General features: G+C 38.7%; 18 protein-coding genes. 12 read left to right on the forward strand and 6 right to left on the reverse strand.

Annotation, left to right across the window (positions count from 1 at the left end):
* Positions 1-41 precede the first annotated feature (41 nt).
* The 12 genes from D0T20_RS04100 to D0T20_RS04155 all read left to right on the forward strand — a co-directional run bounded on the left by D0T20_RS04100 (position 42) and on the right by D0T20_RS04155 (position 12,958).
* The gene (locus tag D0T20_RS04100) at positions 42-743 is read left to right on the forward strand and encodes a uracil-DNA glycosylase (protein ID WP_116438462.1); all 702 of its coding nucleotides are present in this window, start codon (positions 42-44) and stop codon (positions 741-743) included.
* Positions 744-819: 76 nt separating this feature from the next.
* Positions 820-1,956 carry an AAA family ATPase gene (locus D0T20_RS04105; RefSeq protein ID WP_016791921.1) on the forward strand — a complete coding sequence of 379 codons (1,137 nt, stop codon included), beginning with the start codon at positions 820-822 and terminating at the stop codon, positions 1,954-1,956.
* Positions 1,953-2,969, forward strand: a complete 1,017-nt coding sequence (locus D0T20_RS04110) for a DUF58 domain-containing protein (RefSeq protein ID WP_116438463.1) — start codon at positions 1,953-1,955, stop codon at positions 2,967-2,969. Before D0T20_RS04105 ends, D0T20_RS04110 begins: the two co-directional genes overlap by 4 nt.
* An 18-nt stretch (positions 2,970-2,987) precedes the next feature.
* Positions 2,988-3,536, forward strand: coding sequence for a hypothetical protein (locus D0T20_RS04115; RefSeq protein ID WP_116438464.1), 549 nt, complete (start codon positions 2,988-2,990; stop codon positions 3,534-3,536).
* Positions 3,533-4,753: a vWA domain-containing protein gene (locus D0T20_RS04120; RefSeq protein ID WP_162862679.1), complete on the forward strand. Its 1,221-nt coding sequence runs from the start codon at positions 3,533-3,535 to the stop codon at positions 4,751-4,753. The genes D0T20_RS04115 and D0T20_RS04120 overlap by 4 nt, the downstream gene beginning before the upstream one ends.
* Positions 4,750-5,787: a vWA domain-containing protein gene (locus D0T20_RS04125; RefSeq protein ID WP_116438465.1), complete on the forward strand. Its 1,038-nt coding sequence runs from the start codon at positions 4,750-4,752 to the stop codon at positions 5,785-5,787. Before D0T20_RS04120 ends, D0T20_RS04125 begins: the two co-directional genes overlap by 4 nt.
* Complete coding sequence (locus D0T20_RS04130; RefSeq protein ID WP_162862680.1) at positions 5,784-6,407, forward strand: DUF6466 family protein; 624 nt, start codon at positions 5,784-5,786, stop codon at positions 6,405-6,407. Before D0T20_RS04125 ends, D0T20_RS04130 begins: the two co-directional genes overlap by 4 nt.
* Before the next feature lie 141 nt (positions 6,408-6,548).
* Entirely contained in the window at positions 6,549-6,800 is a 252-nt protein-coding gene (locus tag D0T20_RS04135; RefSeq protein WP_116438467.1) for a hypothetical protein, read from the forward strand.
* Entirely contained in the window at positions 6,800-8,434 is a 1,635-nt protein-coding gene (locus D0T20_RS04140; protein ID WP_116438468.1) for an esterase/lipase family protein, read from the forward strand. Before D0T20_RS04135 ends, D0T20_RS04140 begins: the two co-directional genes overlap by 1 nt.
* A 62-nt stretch (positions 8,435-8,496) precedes the next feature.
* Positions 8,497-9,939, forward strand: coding sequence for an adenylosuccinate lyase (gene purB / locus D0T20_RS04145; RefSeq protein WP_116438469.1), 1,443 nt, complete (start codon positions 8,497-8,499; stop codon positions 9,937-9,939).
* 58 nt (positions 9,940-9,997) lie between these two features.
* On the forward strand, positions 9,998-12,433 hold the full coding sequence (locus D0T20_RS04150) for a lysylphosphatidylglycerol synthase transmembrane domain-containing protein (RefSeq protein WP_116438470.1): 2,436 nt from the start codon (positions 9,998-10,000) through the stop codon (positions 12,431-12,433).
* A 243-nt stretch (positions 12,434-12,676) separates the two neighbouring features.
* Positions 12,677-12,958: an HU family DNA-binding protein gene (locus tag D0T20_RS04155; RefSeq protein ID WP_004112617.1), complete on the forward strand. Its 282-nt coding sequence runs from the start codon at positions 12,677-12,679 to the stop codon at positions 12,956-12,958.
* A 102-nt stretch (positions 12,959-13,060) separates the two neighbouring features.
* On the opposite strand, the gene D0T20_RS04160 is transcribed toward D0T20_RS04155, so the two are convergent.
* The 6 genes from D0T20_RS04160 to D0T20_RS04185 all read right to left on the reverse strand — a co-directional run bounded on the left by D0T20_RS04160 (position 13,061) and on the right by D0T20_RS04185 (position 18,881).
* Positions 13,061-13,471 carry a Fur family transcriptional regulator gene (locus D0T20_RS04160; RefSeq protein ID WP_016840232.1) on the reverse strand — a complete coding sequence of 137 codons (411 nt, stop codon included), beginning with the start codon at positions 13,469-13,471 and terminating at the stop codon, positions 13,061-13,063.
* A gap of 26 nt (positions 13,472-13,497) precedes the next feature.
* Positions 13,498-14,670: a 5-(carboxyamino)imidazole ribonucleotide synthase gene (purK, locus tag D0T20_RS04165; protein ID WP_116438471.1), complete on the reverse strand. Its 1,173-nt coding sequence runs from the start codon at positions 14,668-14,670 to the stop codon at positions 13,498-13,500.
* Entirely contained in the window at positions 14,654-15,118 is a 465-nt protein-coding gene (gene purE / locus D0T20_RS04170; RefSeq protein ID WP_217430129.1) for a 5-(carboxyamino)imidazole ribonucleotide mutase, read from the reverse strand. Before purE ends, purK begins: the two co-directional genes overlap by 17 nt.
* 178 nt (positions 15,119-15,296) lie before the next feature.
* The gene (locus D0T20_RS04175; RefSeq protein ID WP_016801475.1) at positions 15,297-15,938 is read right to left on the reverse strand and encodes an ABC transporter ATP-binding protein; all 642 of its coding nucleotides are present in this window, start codon (positions 15,936-15,938) and stop codon (positions 15,297-15,299) included.
* A gap of 165 nt (positions 15,939-16,103) precedes the next feature.
* A complete protein-coding gene (locus tag D0T20_RS04180) occupies positions 16,104-17,468 on the reverse strand; it encodes an ABC transporter permease (RefSeq protein ID WP_116438472.1) in 1,365 nt (454 codons plus the stop codon).
* A 42-nt stretch (positions 17,469-17,510) separates the two neighbouring features.
* Positions 17,511-18,881, reverse strand: a complete 1,371-nt coding sequence (locus D0T20_RS04185) for an ABC transporter permease (RefSeq protein ID WP_116438473.1) — start codon at positions 18,879-18,881, stop codon at positions 17,511-17,513.
* Positions 18,882-19,067 lie beyond the last annotated feature (186 nt).

Consider the following 19,067-nt stretch of genomic DNA (forward strand, 5'->3'; position numbering starts at 1 on the left):
TTGATTTTGGATTTATCACCCTTGTTTTAGAGTTGATAATCATGAATATTAAGCATAGAAAATCTTTGCACGAGCTAATAGATCCTGATTGGGCAAATGCTCTTGAGCCAGTTGAGCCGCAAATTCACAAAATGGGAGACTTCTTGCGCGAAGAGATGGCGTGCGGAAGGCGATTTTTGCCAGAAAGTCATAATATTCTTAGAGCTTTTACTATTCCATTTAATCAAATAAAAGTTCTTATTGTTGGCCAAGACCCATACCCTACTCCAGGCCACCCCGTTGGTCTTAGTTTTTGTGTAGATGCTCGTGTTAAACCGTTGCCTAAAAGTCTGACTAATATTTACAAAGAATTAGTTAGTGACTTAAACGTTCCAATGCCTAAAAATGGCGATTTAACACCTTGGACCAAGCAAGGCGTAATGCTTTTGAACAGATGCCTTAGCGTAGAAGCTGGAAAAGCTAATAGTCATCAAGGAAAAGGCTGGGAACAAATCACAGATGCTGCAATAACAGCATTAAATAATCGTAAAGATGCTAATGGCAAACCACTTCCACTTGTGGCTATTCTTTGGGGCAGAAACGCTCAAAGCCTAGCACCACTTCTTACAAATGCAATAATTATTCAATCCCCTCACCCAAGCCCACTTTCTGCGTCAAGAGGATTTTTTGGGTCAAAGCCATTTTCTAGAGCAAATCAAGCATTAATATCTCTAGGTGCAACACCAATTGACTGGAGTTTATAGAAAAAACGAGTAAAGACTTGCCAAAAATAGAAACTAAAAGAATCTAAGGTAGCGCATATCGGTTAAAATAAAACGCATGGCATTATTCCCTCCACAACCAAATAGTCAAAATAATAGCGCGAATACTGGTGTTTTCACTCTTCCACCTCAACCTCGCACGCCCGTTTCCAATGGCGTTGCTTCTAGCACAATAGACGAAGTAAATCAGCCAATATCTGTAGGCGTGTCTAACGAAAGCATTAAAAAAGCACAGCAAATAGCTGCCATTCTTCGCTCCAGATTCACGCAAACGCTTGTAGGCCAAGATTCACTTAGAGAATCACTTATTTTGACGCTTATTGCTGGGGGCCACATTCTTATTGAATCAGTTCCAGGACTTGCAAAAACAACTGCTGCGCAGACTCTTGCAACAGCCATGTCTGGAAGTTTTAAGCGAATTCAATGCACTCCTGATTTAATGCCAGCAGACTTAGTTGGAACACAAGTTTTTGACTTTGCTTCTCAAAGATTTACCACACAAATCGGCCCTATTCACGCAAACGTGATTCTTCTAGACGAAATCAATCGTTCTAACGCAAAAACACAATCCGCTATGCTAGAAGCAATGGCCGAAGGCGCAACAACAATCGGCGGAGAACGCATTAATCTGCCTCAGCCTTTTATGGTTATTGCTACGCAAAATCCTATTGAAGAAGAAGGCACTTTTAATCTTCCAGAAGCTCAAATGGATCGTTTTATGCTGAAGGCAGTTATGACTTATCCTTCGCCTAGCGAAGAAGTAAGCATGTTGGAGCTTCTAACAAACAGAGGAAGCGACGTTTTTAATCCTCAAACGCTTAATAGTCAAAAAATAAGTTTGCAAGACGTTACTTTTTTGCGCGCAGCTGCTAAACGAGTGCATGTTTCGGAAGCTGTTATGAAGTATGCTGTAGATATTGTTGCAACTTCTAGAGGCCAAGGAAGTCATCCTCTTAAAACTATTTCTTCGCTAGTTAGAATGGGAGCAAGCCCTAGAGCTTCTATTGCTTTGATTCGCATTGGTCAAGCTCAAGCTTTGCTTTCTGGAAGAGATTACGTTATTCCAGAAGATGTTAAAAAGTTTGCTCACGAAGTTCTTAGACACAGGATTCTTTTGACTTTTGAAGCTTTAGCGGATTCGATTACTAGCGATCAAGTTATTGATGCAATAGTGAAGACGGTCCCTGCACCATGATTTTTGCAAAACTGCTTAACGCTTATTCTCATCCAACTTTTTTTACTAATAATGCTAAAAGAAGTTTGCTATGCTCCGATTCGTCTAAAAAAGTTAGAAGAAAAATCGAAATATTAGACAATCGCCTAAATTTGCCACTTGCAAAAAAATCTTTAAGCATTTTCGAAGGAGAACATCCTTCTAGTCAAAAATTTGGCAATGGCGACTTAGTAGACGTTCACGCGTGGCAGCCTGGAGACGAAGCCAGAATGATTAATTGGAAAGCCAGCGCAAGAGTTGGCGAGCCGATGGTTTCTTCCAGGCAGCGCGAATCTTCTTCTAAAACTTGGATTCTTGTGGATTCTAGCGTAAATATGAATGCTTCTTGCGCATCTAAAAGCAATGAGTACTTATATGAGATTGCTTCTAACACAGCATGCTTTTTTGCGTCTTTAAGCTTAAAACGCAATGACTCGCTTGATTGCACTTTGTTTGATGGAGATAATATTTTAAGGATTCCGTCTTGTAGAAATCTTCCTGATTTTGAACGTAGCTTAGATATATCATTATGCAAAGCACGCAAAAATACTAGAAACACAAATTCAATTATTGATTTTGCTAATTCGATTACACAAAAACATAGTTTGATCGTAATAATTACGGACGAATACGCTATTTTGCAAAAACATTTTAACGATTTGCAGAAAATCGCAAGTTTACATTCTTTAATAGTTGTAACAATAAATCCTGTAAACCCATTTAGCGCTTCTAAAAATATTCCAATAGTTGACGGAACAACTATGCGCAAAATACCATCATTCTTAGTAGATGATTCATGCGCTAAAGAAGTAAAAGCGCATAGGGCATTTGTAAACAACGCTTTGCATGATTGCTTAAACACTTATAAGGCTTGCCTTATACGAGGATCTTCCAGCAGCCAAATATTCCATTCTTTAGCTAAATTTATTTGCAACGCAACTTTGCAAAATAGCGTTTTTAATGTTAAGAAGAATCAAGATTTACTCTTAGAGTAGTTTGGGTTGGTGTAATCAGTGAGTATTCTTAATGTTCAAAAGGTTCTAAACGACGAAACAATGCTACTTGCTTTTATTGGCTTAAGCATAATAGTGGCACTTTTTGCAAGCGCAACGCTCTACTTTGCTATATGCAAAATCAATCCTAAAGTTAATACTAAAAAAGATATAAAGAATGCTGCGCATACTCTAAATGCAAATAAGCAAGAATGGCGTAAAAAAATCGAGCAAGTTGTTAGCGACTATAATCAAAAAAAGATTAAAAAAGATCAAGCTTTTGCAAAATTAGCTCAAATTGCAAGACAATATGTTTCGATAATAAGCGGCGAAAACATTAAATCACATACTCTTTCAGACATAAGCTCGCTTAGAAACTCTTGGAAGAACACGCATGGAGCAGACTTATTGCGCCAAACTATTGCAGCACTATACCCTACTGAATTTGCAGATACTAAATATAATAATCAAGCTAAAAATACGGATGTTGATCAAGGCGCAAGGTGGGTTCTTGTTCTTCTGGAAAGTTGGAAAACAAAGGAGAACAAGCCAAAGGAGAATAAAAGATGACATTCTCCACTTTAAGCACATGCACTTTTGCAATGCATAATTTGTCAATACATAATTTTGCAATACCTAATTTAGAAATGAGCAAAATATTTGCTTCAACACTATTTTCAATGCGATTAAAATGGCCGCTAATCTTTGTTTTTGGCGTTTTAATAAGCGTAATCGTTGCAATATTGGCGTTTGCAATAAGTGAGATTAAAAAACGTAATTCTAAAAACTACAAAATTAAATCTTCCAAAACATTAGAAACAAGCTTTTTAACGTCTTTTTCTTTAGACGAAGACCTTAAAGGAAGCATATGCTCAAGAAGATGGCGATTATGGAATATTTTGCGAAGAACATGCGCCTTAATGCTTTCTCTTGCTCTTTTATGCACGCTAATTCTTAGCGCAAGGCCTTCTAGAGTTTTAGACGCAAACGAGCAATCGAGTTCTAGAGATATTGTGCTTTGCTTAGACGTTTCTGGATCCACTCTTCCCTACGATTTAGAAGTTATTAACGCTTACTTAAAATTTGTTGAGCATTTTCAAGGCGAGCGCATTGGCTTGAGTATTTTTAACTCAACATCTAGAACTGTTTTTCCACTAACAGACGATTATTCGCTTGTTAAAAAGCAATTGCAATACGCTTCTAAACTCTTGGATGGAGTTCAAACTCAAGACAAAATCGACAATATGCAACAAAAGCAATATCAGCAAATTTCTACATGGCTTGATGGAACTCAAAATCGAAAAGAAGCAACATCTTTAATCGGAGATGGTCTTGTTAGTTGTGCTGCAATGATTCCAGGAGTTGTGTACGGCTCTTCTAACAATTCTAAAAAGCCTCATAATCGCCTTAATCGCAGTGCTTCTATTGTTTTAGCAACAGACAATGTTGTTTCTGGAAAGCCGTCTTATTCGCTTAAAGCAGCTTTGGATTTAACAAAACAAGCGAATATTCAAGTTGATGGATTGTATTCTGGGTCTGCTCAAAGCGAAAACGAGGCAACCACTAAGCAAATGCGTGATCTAATTACTCAAAACGGAGGTATTTTCTTAACGCAACATAACGCTGATTCTGTAATGGCTTTGGTTCGTAAAATCGAGCAGCAACATACGAGTATTCCAAATGATTCATCTCAATCAGCTTTAAGCGATGACCCTAGTATTGCAACAATTTTAGCGGTTATTTTTGTGTCTCTTTGGCTTATTTTTGCAAGAAGGATAAAACGATGAGAATATATTTTAGTTGGATTTCGTTAATCTTAATTGCAATTCTTGCCATTTTAGCACTATTTGAGATTTTCCCACTAAAACGCAACTCTTATAACACAGATGAAACTATTTATATGCGTATTCGCAGAGTTTTAATATGCGTTTTGCTTGCGATTTGCGCATTATGCCCATGCATTATGAAAAGCACTTTTCAACGCTCTCTTAACGCTACAAACGTAATATTTGTTTTAGACGTTACTGGCTCTATGAACGTTAATGATTCCAAAGACTTAAACAACAATCGCACTACTAGGTTTAACAGCGCAAAGCAAATAATAAAGCAAGTAACGAATAATTACGCAAATGCAAGCTTTAGCGCAATAAGATTTGGAGCATCTTCTAGTGTTGACGTTCCACTAACTCCAGACGCAAATGCCATTGAAAATTGGGTTAACACCATTAACACAGAGCCTGTTGGAGTTTCAAACGGAACGAGCTTAGACGCTCCTCTAGATAAGACTCTTCTTGCCGCTCAAGCGATTCACAACGCTCATCCTCAAGATGTTACTGTTTTGTATTTAATTAGCGATGGCGAAGAAACTACTAGCAGAAAGCGCAGAACATTCTCATCTTTGCGCGGCTACATAAATCATGCTTACGTAATTGGTGTTGGCTCTAAAAATGGCGGAAAAATACCAAATAAAAGCACTAAGTTGGATAATTTAGACGATATTAACGTAACTGATTCTTCTATAAAACAGTCTGAAAAATGGGTTATTGACCCTTCTACAAAAAAGCCTGGAATTTCTAAAATGGATTCAAAAAATCTTAAGAATATTGCAGACGAGCTTAGTGGAAAATATATTGATTCCAGTAAAGACCATTCTATTGGCGTAGAAGCAAAGCAAATTCTTTCTAAGCAATGGAGACAAAACAACACTGTTAAGCCAAGACTTAGGCCAGAGCCAATCGTTTGGCCGTTTGCTATTCTTGCAAGTGTATTAATTCTCTGGGAATTTGCATGCTGGATTACAAAATCGAGGAAGCTTATATGATTAGCAAAATCACACCTAAGTCATTCCTAAGATTTTCTATTATTGCAATATCTTCTATTGTTATATTTCTATGCATGGTTTCAATCTATTTAATTGCAACTAATCTTAAAGCAGAATCAACGTATAACGCTGCTACAAAAAGTCTTATAAACAACATAAATGCATCGAAAAAAGTTGATGCAGATAAAGAAACGTTGGTCGTATCTCAAAAACAGGTTGATGACCAATTTAACGAAGCAAAATCGCCTTACACGATTTTAATGCCGCACTTATTAAAAAGCATTAATCATAACGCAATAATATCTAAAGAGCTTACTAAAAGCTTGCAAAAGCAACTTAACCAAGATAAAAAAGATACGGATTCTAATGCGCAAACAAGCCAAAATAATCGCAAAAATATGACTAATAAAGCGCAAGAAAAATCCAACAAATCCAGCTTAAGCGATTCGCAAAAAAGTAAAATTCAAGACTTGCTAAAGCAAAATAATCAAAGCGATTCTAGCCAAAATTCGCAAAATCAATCAAATCAAAATAGCGATGATTCCACTAAAGACGAATCAAATAAGAATGAAAAAACTAAGTCTTCTAAAAAAGAAGACTCAAGCAATAAGCCTTGGTAGATCGCGCTAAAATTTGCGATAAAATTCGTTAAAAAAAAAACGACTTAAAACACAAAAACCTTATATTTCAAGGCTTATAGCCTTTAACCACATTGCAAGAATTTTCGTGACTATTTGAAAAACATTGTGTGTAATGTTTGTATGCACATATTTAACGACTACCAGTGGCTGTTAGAAAGAACAGAACAATGCTCTAACAGCGTGCTTAGCGAAGCACACTCAAACACGCTTAAAGACTGGCACGGAAGAGCCGCAAACGCGTTTAACGAACAGATGGCTAAAACTGCTAGACAAGCATGCCAAATCAGCTGTGTTAACACTAGTTTTGTTGACGGTGATTTTATTAACGCTAATTCTACTTTTAGATCGATACTAAACTTTGGGGGTAAATAATGCCTTGGAGAGTAAAATCTACAATAACTGGCGGAGAACCTCTTAGCGTTGCTGATTCTAACGCATATAGAACAAAAGCTGCAAGACTTAGCGAACTATCAAACGATTTTCATTCGCTAAGTGCTTGTTGGATGCAAACTGCAATGCAAATCGAAAGCCAAAAAGCAGCTCTTGTACAAAACCAAAACAACTGTTTTAGCGAAAACATTAATCAACATGCTTTGCAAAACTTGCCTGATTCTAACGAATGCAGAATAAAGTCAAGCCAATGCGAATCAATGTCTAACAATCTTAGTGAATTAGCAACTCTAATAGTCAGAGCAAATAACTTATATTCTCAAGCAGAATACAAAAATAGAGAAACCTTGGATAACCTTGTGTCTATTGGAACTACCATCTTCCCTATTGCTGCAGTACCATTCTTTGCAAGCGTAGGATTCAGCGCGATTTTAGACATGACTCAAAAAAGTGGCATGAAAAACTTTTCTAAGTGGAGCCACGCAACAGCTCCTATTCAGCAAGGATTTATTAGAGGCTTTTCTAAACATTTTCTAATAAACCCCGTAACAGGAATCCCTATTCGTCTTTTTTCTAGTATTCAAGAAAAGAACGATGTAAAACATTCAAAAGCGCCAGTTTCCACTTTTGCAAGCGCATTAAGCATGTTTAGCTCAAAAATCAACGATGCAAACCAAGGAAACAATCTTAAAGTAACAAAATTAGTTTTGCCTAAAAACGCACAATCTAAAATATTTCTCTATAAGGGAAACAATATTGGTCAAGCGCTTGAAAATCTTAACAGCCTTTCTAGCGGAAATCTTTCGGTGCATCCTCCAAAAACAAATCCAGATGCTGCAACAATCGCAATTCAACGTTTTAGACAAAAAGACGGTAGCACGTCTTGGCTTGTTACAATACCTGGAACCGACGGTAAACCAAAGTCTCCTTTTGGATGGCCTCAAAACGCAGAGGTTATGAGCAGTTCTAGAAGCGTAAGAATGAACGCAGACAGCACAAGAATGGTTGTAGAAGCTATGAAAAAGAGCGGAATTAAAGCGAACGACAATGTTGTTCTTGTTGGACATTCTCAAGGAGGAATAGTTGCTGCAGGAATTGCTAGCGACTATTCAAAACAATACAACATAAAACACGTTGTAACTGCTGGGTCTCCAATAGCAAACCACGCAATCCCAAGTAAAACTTGGGTTACGAGCATAGAAATGGAAGACGAGCTAGTTCCAACACTAGACGGAGCAAGTAATCCGAGCAGAAATAATTGGGTTACGATTCACGCAATTGCAAGTAAAGCAGTGGCAAGTAAAAGCGCTAATCGAATTAAAAGAAAAGAAGAAGATGATGAAAATGTTTCTAAACAAAATCGTAATAAGATTGGCAACACAAATCGCAACACAAATCGCAACACAAAAAATATCTTTGAAAAAGACGGAATATTAGTAAAAAATGTACCAGAAGAAGGAACACTCACACACGATTTGAACTATCATCAAGCAGCATATGCGGACGCTCACCAACTTGCGTCTAAAGAAATTAGAACTCAAGAATCACATTTTAATAAGATATTAAGCGGAAAATTAGAAGAAACAACATTGTGGCAAGGTGTTATGCAACACTAATGCAAAGTAAAATAGCAACGCTCAAAACTTAGTAGTTTTTGCCATGCTGTAACCTTTAGAGTATGAAGCTTACTGATATTTGCCCTGCTATTGCTTTGACTCCTCTAGATGGAAGATACCACAACCAAACCGCAAGCCTTGTAGAATATTTAAGCGAACCAGCACTAAACCGCGAGCGCATGCGTGTAGAAGTTGAATGGATGATTCTTCTAGCAAACGGTTATAAGGGAAACGATTTTAAGACGATTGTAGATGGCGTAAAGCCTTTAACAGACGAGGAATGCGATTATTTGCGCACAATCCCAGAAAACTTTGGAGCAGAAGGCATAAAACGCCATGCTGCTCACGAAGCTGTTACGCATCACGACGTTAAAGCTGTTGAATACTATATTGACGATGAGTTAGACAAAGCAGAGCAAGTATTAGGGCATAAAACCCAGCTTAGCGATCTTAAAACATTAGTTCATTTTGCTTGCACAAGCGAAGATATAAACAATCTTTCTATAGCTCGTTGCGTAAAAAACGCTGTTGAAAACGTGTATAGGCCAAATTTGCAAGCTATTGTTGATTACTTGACTCAAAAAGCGCAAGAGTATAGAGATATGCCAATGCTATCGCTCACTCACGGCCAGCCTGCAACTCCTACAACTTTAGGCAAAGAGCTTGCTGTGTTTGTTTATAGGCTAAATCGCCAGCTAAAACACCTTAACTCCCAAGAGTATCTTGGAAAGATAAATGGTGCTACTGGAACTTTTGGCGCTCATCTTGCTGCTTTCCCTAATGTTGATTGGCTTAGTGTTTCTAAAGAATTTGTAGAAAACAGAATGGGTCTTTGCTTTAATCCTCTTACAACGCAAATCGAAAGCCACGATTGGCAAGCGGAACTTTATAGCACTGTAAGTCACATTAATCACATTCTTCACAATCTTGCTGTGGACGTGTGGATGTACATTTCTCGCGGCGTTTTTGTGCAAGTTCCTGTTAAAGGCGCTACTGGGTCTTCCACAATGCCTCATAAAGTGAACCCTATTCGATTTGAAAACGCGGAAGCAAATCTAGAGATTTCTTGCGCACTTTTCGACACTCTTTGTGCAACGCTTACCGAAAGCCGCTGGCAGCGCGATTTAACAGATTCCACTACTCAAAGAAACGTTGGATCCGCATTTGGCTACGCTCTTCTTGCTTTGAACAATCTTCTTGGTGGCTTAAAGTCGATTCATCCAAACACGCAAATGATGAGCGAAGAGCTTAACAACAATTGGGAAGTTCTTGGAGAGCCAATCCAAACTGCTATGCGCGCTCAAGAAATTGCTGGCGTAGAAGGAATGGAAAAGCCGTACGAGCAAGTTAAAGAGCTTATGCGTGGTCATAGTATTTCTAGACAAGATGTTGAAGATTTTATATCTTCTAGAAACTTCGATGCTCAGACTGCAAATAGGCTAAAAAATCTTACTCCAGAATCTTATACTGGAATTGCATCACGTTTGGTGGATTTTATTCAATAACTATTTTGTTCAATAACTTATTAAACATTAATAACTATTAATAAATAAACGGTGTACTATGCAATCGCAAGTAAAAGATGATTTAGTTATTAACGACGTTGAGCCTAAGCTAGTTCGCAATTGGGCAGATTTAATCTACTCAATTGCATCTGCTGGCGTAGCTACAGCAGTAGTGTTATTTGCAACGTGTTTTTCGGGAACAACAGCAGGCGTAGAACACGACGCAAAAAATGCTGGGAAGATTATTGAGTGGATTGTAAAAGGACTTCCATCTTCTCTTTTTCAGCAAGCGCTTACAATCGCAATTGTTGCTGGCGTAATCGTATCAATGATCGATTCAAAAAAATGGATTAATACGGCAATATCAACAATAACTTTGCTTTTAACATATCCGCTTGTATGGTATATTTCCTACATTCTTACAACGCTAAACAATCCTTCGATATTCGCATCGTTTAATTCAATATCTAATAGTCATGGCACAGAATTATTGCCAGACATGTACGCGGTTTTGGTTGCTTTTCTAACTGTTAGCGGACCGAGAAGAGATAATAAAATCGTAAAACTCTCTTGGCAAGCGCTGCTAATTGCGTCTCCAATATTAATCGTAACTTCTTGGCATTCGCTAACAGGCGCATTAACATCTTGGTGCATTGGGCGCTCTTTTGGAACACTAATTCGGTTTATTAAGGGAACGCAAAGCAAAGGAGCGTGGGGCAAAGATATTGTTGAAGCACTAGAAAACATTGGCATTACGCATCTTGTTCAGCTTAATAGAAGAACACTAACAACCGACCATAGTGGAGTTCTTAAGTCTAGTCTTGACGACGATTTGATTGAAAATTCAAGGCTATACGACGCGATTGATATTCACGGAACAAGATACGTTATATCTGTATTAGACAATCAAGTGCATTTGCCTGGGTATCTAAATCAGCTATGGCAATGGGTTAAGCTAATTGACATTCCAGTTAGACGAGACCGCTCTGCTAGACACTCAATACATCACCATCTTTCTATGCTACTTGCTCTTAGAAACTTGCATCTTGCGACAGCAAACGTGTATGGGGTAACAGACCTAGAAAAATCATCAATAATGGTATTTCATACTAGTAATGTTCTTGTTCCTTGCAATCTAAACACACTTACATCTAAAGACGCTCAAAGACTTATGCAATATCTTGATATTGCAAACTCTAGAGGCATTACACACAGAAGAATAGGACCCGAATCGCTTGCGCGACTAGAAGATGGAACTCCCCTAATTGCAGGTTGGCAAAATGGCGATGTTGCTAGTGATTCAACTAATATTGCTTTAGATAAAGTTCAACTTTTAACAATAATCGCATCTTGCATTGATGCAAAAACTGCTGTTGAGTCAGCAATAAACGTTTGGGGCGAATATAAGGTTGCGCAAATACTTCCATTTATTCAAAAAGCAGCCGTTCCAGCATCTGCAAGGTCACTTTCTTCTTGCAATAAAAAGCTTTTTGAAGATCTTAAAAATGAGATTAGTAAAAAAGTTTGCACGCTTAACAACGAAGAAGACTACGACACTGTACGCTTAGCACGCTTTAATATTCGATTCTTTGTTAGCTTAATCCTTATTATTGCTGCAATTTCGGCTATTGTTACTCAATTGCATCCGCAAGAATTTATTTTTGCGCTCAAAAAAGCAGATAGCGTGATGGTCGTTGCTTGCTTTGCATGCAGCATGCTTGCTTGGGTTGGGTCTTCTATTACGCTCGGATCTTTTATGGATGACTCAAAGCCAAATGCTTGTGTTTTATTTACATCGCAAGCAGCTTCTGGCTTTACTGCCGTGTCTATGCCAGCTGGAGTAGGTCCTGCGTTTGTAAACATGCAACTTATAAAGAAAAATGGTAGTTCAACATCTCAAGCAACAGCGATTACAAGCGCAGTATGGCTTTTGCAATCGCTAGTAACAGCTCTTGTTATATTTAGCGTTGGAATTTTTACTGGTAAAAACCTTCTTTCTGGAATGATCCCTACACATATGCTTATTACCGTAATAGGAATTGTTACTATAATCCTATGCGCGTTTATGGCGATTACTCCTATTCGCAAATTTATACGCAAAAAATATCTTCCAATTCTTTCCGACTATGGCAAACAGATAAAAGAACTTGTAACTAAACCAAAACAGCTTTTTAACGGCACTTTGGGCGGTTTGATTCTTGTTTTTGCAACAGGACTAGGATATTGGGTTGCTCTTTTGGCATTTGGATACTACGCAAACCCTTGGGAAACAGTTCTTCTGTTCTTAGTAGCAAACACTGCAGGATCTGCTGTTCCAACGCCTGGCGGATTGGGAGCTGTTGAAGCATCTTTGACTTTTGCATTCACTTCGGTTGGCGTTCCTCCAACAATCGCATTATCTGCAACTCTTCTTTACCGCCTTATGTTCTATTGGTTACGAATACCAATAGGCGCTTTTGCAATGAAAAGTCTTAGCAATAAGGGATTAATTTAATAACAAATTAGTGTAAATTTAACTAGTTTAAAAAAGAATATATTTAGTTAAAAAACGCATAAATAAGCCTATATAAGGCATTTTTGCGGTTTTTATACACTTTATTCACTAAAAAAAGTAAAAAATCGTAAAAAAATCTTAATAAAACGCTGAAAAACCGCGCATTTGTAGGGAAAATGTACTAATATCTATGAGTGAAAGTGGTCTTTGGAAGAGAAGGCCCCTAACACAAAGGATGCTTGTATGGCATACAACAAGTCTGATCTCGTTTCGAAGATCGCTCAGAAGTCCAACCTTACCAAGGCACAGGCCGAGGCCGCTGTCAACGCATTCCAGGATGTGTTCGTTGAGGCTTTGCAGTCTGGCGAAGGATTGAAGCTCACTGGTCTGTTCTCCGCAGAGCGCGTAAAGCGCGCAGAGCGCACTGGCCGCAACCCACGTACTGGCGAAACCATTAAGATTCCTGCATCTTACGGTGTTAGAATCTCCGCTGGTTCTTTGCTTAAGAAGGCTGTTACTGAGTAGGTTGAACCTTTAAGCGTAGACTTACAAGAACGAGGAACATTCCCAAAGTTGGATTTGTTCCTCGTTCTTTTGTTTTATGCGCTATGTTTTATGCGCTCTAACTTAGTGCTCTAGCTTCTCACTATTACAATCTTTGCAAAGCCCAAACACTTCCAAAGTGTGGTCTATAACCGTGTATCCGTGAGATTCAGCAATCTTATGAATCCAACCTTCGTCATCTGGAGGCTCTATGTCTACAGTTTTGCCACACTTTTCGCACACAAGATGATGATGATGCGTGTTCTCATCGCAAATCCTAAAAAGCTGCTGACCGTTAAAACGCACAGTATCAACATCTCCGCTTTGTGCAAGCGTATTAAGCTGGCGATAAACGGTGGCCAAACCAATGATTTCCCCATCTTCTACAAGCGCGCGATGCAAATTTTGAGCAGAAACAAAGTTACGCGAAGCTTTTAAATGCTCAAGAACTGTTTCCTTTTGCTTAGTGTTTCTGCGTATTGGCTCACCAACCATTATTTAACCTTTCGCAACAAAAACTTTTAATCAAGCTCGTCATCCCAACAACCTGTAGAGTCTAACACATTGGCTTCCTCAACAGGATTATTGCAAAGAACAGTAATATGACCCATTTTGCGATTCTTACGAACCTGTGCCTTGCCGTAGTCGTGAACATGCCATTCTGGATGCTCCGCAATAAGCGCGCGAGTAGGTGCAACATGCTGACCTAAAACATTAACCATAACAGCAGCAGAAAGCAGCTTAGGCTCTTTTAGTGGCCATCCAACAATACCGCGAACATGAGCTTCAAACTGATCCATATCGCAAGCTTCAATCGTGTAATGCCCCGAATTATGCGGGCGTGGCGCAAGCTCATTTACTACTACGCGATTATCTTTAGTAATAAACAGCTCAATTCCAAGAGTTCCAGCAAGCTTAAAGCCTTGAGCCAATCTAAGAGCTAAGCTATGCGCAGCTTCTTGGACCTTAGCATCAACATTTGCAGGAGCCAAAGTCATGTGCAAAATGCTATTGTGATGCACGTTTTTTACAAGTGGATAAGTCACAAATTCGTTGCCATTTCCCGAAACAAGAATTGATGCTTCAAAAGCAAAGTCAACAAAACCTTCGAGAATAGAAGGCGGCATCTCTTTGCCATTTTCTACGCGATTACGAACATTATTAACGTCTTCTTGAGTGCGCAAAACGTCTTGACCGTGGCCGTCGTAACCACCTCTGCGCGTTTTAAGAATTGCAGGCAGTCCGATTTCTTCGATTGCTTTATCTAAATCGTCTAAATTGTTGACTTCACACCATTTAGCAGTTTCAATACCATGATTGTTAATAAAGCTTTTTTCAAAAACACGGTCTTGCGTAACTCGCAATAAGTCGGTTCCTTGAGGAACAGCAACCAAATCGCGCACACTATCTAAAGCATCTGCGTTTACGTTTTCAAATTCGTACGTAAGCACATCGCAACTTTTAGCAAGCTTTTTTAAGGCTTCTAAATCATCATATTCAGATTCAACTTGAAAATCCGCAACTTGGAACACTGGGCAATTATGCGCTGGGTCTAAAACGCCGATTTTAAAGCCCATTCTTCTAGCAGCAATCGCCATCATGCGACCAAGCTGACCGCCGCCTATAATTCCAATAGTTGCCCCTGGCATTAAGCACTTTACAGCACCATTAGTTGCTTCACATAAGCTCGGCATTAGATTCCTCAACCTTCTTTTTTAATTCTTTGCGGTATTCTTCAAGTTCTTCTTCTAGGCGACTATCTGTTGTGCTAAGCATGCTTACGGCAAGCAAGCCCGCGTTTGTAGCGCCAGAATTGCCAACAGCGGTTGTTGCAACTGGAATTCCGCCAGGCATTTGCACTATAGAAAGCAAAGAATCCCAGCCCGAAAGAGCATGGGATTTTACAGGAACACCAACAACTGGAAGCGTTGTTTGAGCAGCAATCATACCTGGCAAGTGTGCAGCTCCACCAGCACCAGCAATAATCACGCGAAAACCGTTTTTTCTAGCACTATGCGCAAAATCTGCCATAAGTTCTGGAGTGCGATGTGCAGAAATAACTTGCTTCATATACGGCACTCTAAATCTTTCTAAGATTTCGCATGCATGGCGCATTGTTTCCCAATCGCTAGAAGAGCCCATAACAACCGCCACAACAGGTTTTGAATCTAAAATATCTGCCACAACAACCTCCCGTATATGCGTAAATAAGCGGCTTATGCGCAAAGTTTATACGCAAGTTTTACTTTACGCATAAGCACGGAAAAATGGCTAATAATTAGTGTTTTATTAGTGATTTACTGGTGTTTTATTAGCTTCTTTATTGCTTCTTTATTAGCTGCTTATTTTTAAGAACATATTTTACGTCTGCAGCATCCGCAACATCGCTCGAATGTGTTACAACAATCACGCATTTTCCGCGTTTATGAGCGGCATCTTTTAAGATTGCTATAACTTCTTGAGTTGTGTTTGGATCCAAGCTACCTGTTGGCTCGTCGGCAAGAATAACAGGAGCAGAAGATACAAGCGCTCGCGCAATAGCTACGCGCTGCTGCTGGCCTCCCGAAAGCTTTGTTATATTTCTAGTGGACTCGTCTTCGCTAAGACCCAGCTCTTTAAGAATCGTAGAATCCGCCTTTGGGCTAACAAGACGCAAGTTTTCTACAGGAGTCAAATAGTCAATTAGATTAAAACTCTGGAAAACTAAAGAAACATTGTTCTTACGATGATTAGCATAACCACCATTCTTTGAAATATCTTGCCCGTTAAACAATACTGTTCCGCTTGTTGGCGAGTCTAAACCAGCTAGAAGAGATAACATGGTAGATTTTCCAGCTCCAGATGGCCCCGTTATGCTGTAGATTTTTCCAGCTTCAAAATCTGCATTAACATTTTTAAGAACCGCAATATTAGTTGCTCCATAAGAGTAATCAACGTTGTTTAGTTTTAATAAAGTTGTCATAATAAACTCCAATATTCTATTAATCTGTGTTTTATGAATCTATATTTTTATGAATCTGTGTTATAAATTTATCTATTATTTTTATGATTATTTTGGCCTATGTATATATTCCGCGCACTAATCGCAAGCGCTATATGCATACAAAATACGCCACTTTAATCTCCTCTAACTAATTGAGCTGAGTATAGAACGCGGCTTTTTAAACATTATTGGCGCAAGAGCAATACATAGAGATACAAACGCTATAGCGAATCCTATAAGAATAGCAAACGCTGTTTGGCTAGTTAGCAAAGGCTGATTTGATGAGTACGTAATTGCACCATTTGCAACATTTGCTAATAGAATTGATCCAACACTAGACGATATTGCAGCACTAATCGCAGTAGACAGCACTGAGCAAAATGCGGATATTATAAAAACTTCTATAATCATTTGCAAAGCTATAACACGTTTTTCTACACCAATTGCCATTAAAACGCCAACTTCGTGAATCCTTCCTCGTACCCAAAAAACAAGCACTAATCCAAGAATTATTACTGCAACAATCGCAAGGCAAAATAGAATCATAAACACTAATTGCCTAACTGTTTTTACAGATTGAAGAACAGAGGCAAATCTTTGCGCATTATTTTCTACAGAAAGCATTCCGCTGCCATAGTTTTTAGCGATTTTATTGGCTTCTTTTAAAGCTTTTTCTAGATTATTTGGATTTTGCATAACGCACTTTATAGAACTGCGATTTTTACTTCCAAACAAGTAAAAAGCGGATTCTAAATCAGTTATTACGCGATTTTCGGAAGAATCGGAAGGAAGAGCACCTTTTGTTTGCATCTTGCCAGAAAAAATGCCAACAACCTTAAGATTAATGCTTTTGCTGCCTTGTTTTAGAGTTAAAACAGACCCGAGTTTAAGATTATTTTGTTTAGCAAAGCTCTTGTGAATTATTGCAGATTTTGCGCGCTTAAAGCTACCAGGTGCCGAAGAATCAATATGATTGCCTTCATCAAGCTTATATAATCCTTCTTGGAATCCCTGCGCCAACTGTGATTTAGTTGTTCCCGTTATGGAAACAAGCGAGAACATTTCATCATTGTCTAAACGCGGACCATTTATTGGCGCTACGATTTTAGCGTTAACAGGATTTGCTAAAACATCTTTTTCTTCTGCAATGGTTTTTACTCCACTAATCTTTTTAAATTTTGCAATAAGACTTTCGGGAATTCCCTCGTTTTTTTGCAAATCTTGAGGAATATCTTGCTGTGATTGCTTAGAAGAATCGCTGACGGAGTCACTGGAAGAATCGCCAGCAGAATCAGACTCTGGCAAAGTCTGCCCTTGCGTTTTTGCGTAAACGCTAAAGCCTAAGCCAATGCTGGAAGTTATTTGATTCTCTAGATTTTTTACGCAAGAAATAACACTCGCTTGGCAAATAAGCGCGCTAAGAACAACCGTAATAATCAACGCTAAAATAGCGCTACGCCTTGGTTTTCTAACTATAGCAAGCCAAGATCTTTTTATAATTTGAGTCATTTTACCACCTACTTTTGCACGTCAACTACTTTTGCATGCCAACTACTTTTGCATGCCAAGCAAATCTCTAGGAGACTTTCGCAAAATAGGAAGATAAGACAACGCAACCGCAACAATAATAATCATTAGAACCATTAATGACGATTGAATTAAGCAATCTAAGCTAACTTGAACAGCAATCTTATCTAAAGTTCTAGTGGCCATGCTTGATTCCAAGTTTCCTCCAGCTTGACCCATTGAGCTAAGCTGCTGCGCGGCGGAATTTTTTACCGAACCTAATGCGCAGTCGCTAAACCATGGAGATATTGCGCTAGCAAAACCATAGCCTATTGCAATGGCTGGAATCGCAAGTAACACAAGCTCAAAAAGCTGCTGCAACACAAGGGAAGCTTTTCCAACGCCAATGGAAGTTAAAACTCCAATTTCTTTTCTACGCTCATTAATCCAAAGAATAAGAACCAATCCAAGAGCTACAACAGCAAACGCGCTTACTGCAATAACCGTTATGTTCATCATGGATTTTACGCCTTTTGCTGCGCCAATCATGCCTTGTACAAACTGGTCATCTCTAGTAATCTGATAGTTTTGCAAATCAATCGGCAGCTTAGACGCTTCTTCAATCACAGAATCTGCGTCCACTCCTTTTTTAACCTTAAAACTTGCGTCCTGGTATATCTCTTTTCCAGGCTTATATTTGTAAAGCTCTCTGGTTGTTCTTAAATCTGTATACACAGTGTTTGCAGTTAATTCTGCACGCGTTGCAACTGGACGATTGTTAGCTCCGCCGTAAATTCCAACTATGCGTGTTTTTACTTGCTCCGTAGAATGGTTAAGGTTATCGGCATCAAACGGGTTGGCTTTAAGAGTTAGCGAATCGCCTAATTTTAGCCCGTTAAGCTTTGCTAAATCTTCGTGGATTAAGGAAGCATGCTCATCTGATTCGCGCAAAGCCCTTCCTTTAACAATGTGAATTGATTTTGTTTTGAAAGCATTTAAGCCCTTAGAAGAGTTTGTTCCTTCTAGGTTTACAGCATTGCCAAATTGCTTTTCTCTGCGCGCATCGTAGTCTTGAACACCTTTTATTCTCGCTGCTTTTGCATCAACTAAATCGGCTGTAACATTTTGACGCAAAACATACGAATCAACGTTTTTTAGTGACGCGATTTTTTTAACATCACTTGGTTTAACGGTTCCCGCTCCCCTAGGAGTTCCAGGATTTACTTGCGGATTATTTGCTAAAACAAAACTAGATTCCGCTTGCTCTTCTACCTTTTTTCCTTCTTTTTCTGCAGCAATCGCAACTGCAGAAGATGCTAGCAAAAGCGTTGAAATCAAAGCTAGTATTACAAACACGATTGCTGTTTTTACTCTTTTTCTCAAAACGTAGCGTATTGCGCGAGAAATAAATGTCATTGACTACCATCCTCATCGAACACTTGTAGTTAAATCGTAGTTATTCAATCATTAATATCAGTACTAAGTACAAGCCGCACGAATAATACAAAATCGTATAAGCCACAAAATCGTATAAGCCACACAGCAAGTACAATCACGTAGCCTATATTATTTACCCTTATAAAACACTGTGAATAATCTGTT

Source organism: Gardnerella piotii, assembly GCF_003397585.1.
Classification (GTDB): domain Bacteria; phylum Actinomycetota; class Actinomycetes; order Actinomycetales; family Bifidobacteriaceae; genus Bifidobacterium; species Bifidobacterium piotii.

What these genes read in the sequence shown, in the direction of transcription:
- purB (WP_116438469.1), top strand. Translation starts at nt 8,497, where the DNA reads ATGAAGCTTACTGATATTTGCCCTGCTATTGCTTTGACTCCTCTAGAT.
- D0T20_RS04130 (WP_162862680.1), top strand. Translation starts at nt 5,784, where the DNA reads ATGATTAGCAAAATCACACCTAAGTCATTCCTAAGATTTTCTATTATT.
- purK (WP_116438471.1), bottom strand. Translation starts at nt 14,670, where the DNA reads ATGCCGAGCTTATGTGAAGCAACTAATGGTGCTGTAAAGTGCTTAATG.
- D0T20_RS04110 (WP_116438463.1), top strand. Translation starts at nt 1,953, where the DNA reads ATGATTTTTGCAAAACTGCTTAACGCTTATTCTCATCCAACTTTTTTT.
- D0T20_RS04140 (WP_116438468.1), top strand. Translation starts at nt 6,800, where the DNA reads ATGCCTTGGAGAGTAAAATCTACAATAACTGGCGGAGAACCTCTTAGC.
- D0T20_RS04100 (WP_116438462.1), top strand. Translation starts at nt 42, where the DNA reads ATGAATATTAAGCATAGAAAATCTTTGCACGAGCTAATAGATCCTGAT.
- D0T20_RS04105 (WP_016791921.1), top strand. Translation starts at nt 820, where the DNA reads ATGGCATTATTCCCTCCACAACCAAATAGTCAAAATAATAGCGCGAAT.
- D0T20_RS04180 (WP_116438472.1), bottom strand. Translation starts at nt 17,468, where the DNA reads ATGACTCAAATTATAAAAAGATCTTGGCTTGCTATAGTTAGAAAACCA.
- D0T20_RS04150 (WP_116438470.1), top strand. Translation starts at nt 9,998, where the DNA reads ATGCAATCGCAAGTAAAAGATGATTTAGTTATTAACGACGTTGAGCCT.
- D0T20_RS04125 (WP_116438465.1), top strand. Translation starts at nt 4,750, where the DNA reads ATGAGAATATATTTTAGTTGGATTTCGTTAATCTTAATTGCAATTCTT.
- D0T20_RS04185 (WP_116438473.1), bottom strand. Translation starts at nt 18,881, where the DNA reads ATGACATTTATTTCTCGCGCAATACGCTACGTTTTGAGAAAAAGAGTA.
- D0T20_RS04175 (WP_016801475.1), bottom strand. Translation starts at nt 15,938, where the DNA reads ATGACAACTTTATTAAAACTAAACAACGTTGATTACTCTTATGGAGCA.
- D0T20_RS04120 (WP_162862679.1), top strand. Translation starts at nt 3,533, where the DNA reads ATGACATTCTCCACTTTAAGCACATGCACTTTTGCAATGCATAATTTG.
- D0T20_RS04160 (WP_016840232.1), bottom strand. Translation starts at nt 13,471, where the DNA reads ATGGTTGGTGAGCCAATACGCAGAAACACTAAGCAAAAGGAAACAGTT.
- purE (WP_217430129.1), bottom strand. Translation starts at nt 15,118, where the DNA reads ATGGGCTCTTCTAGCGATTGGGAAACAATGCGCCATGCATGCGAAATC.
- D0T20_RS04155 (WP_004112617.1), top strand. Translation starts at nt 12,677, where the DNA reads ATGGCATACAACAAGTCTGATCTCGTTTCGAAGATCGCTCAGAAGTCC.
- D0T20_RS04135 (WP_116438467.1), top strand. Translation starts at nt 6,549, where the DNA reads ATGCACATATTTAACGACTACCAGTGGCTGTTAGAAAGAACAGAACAA.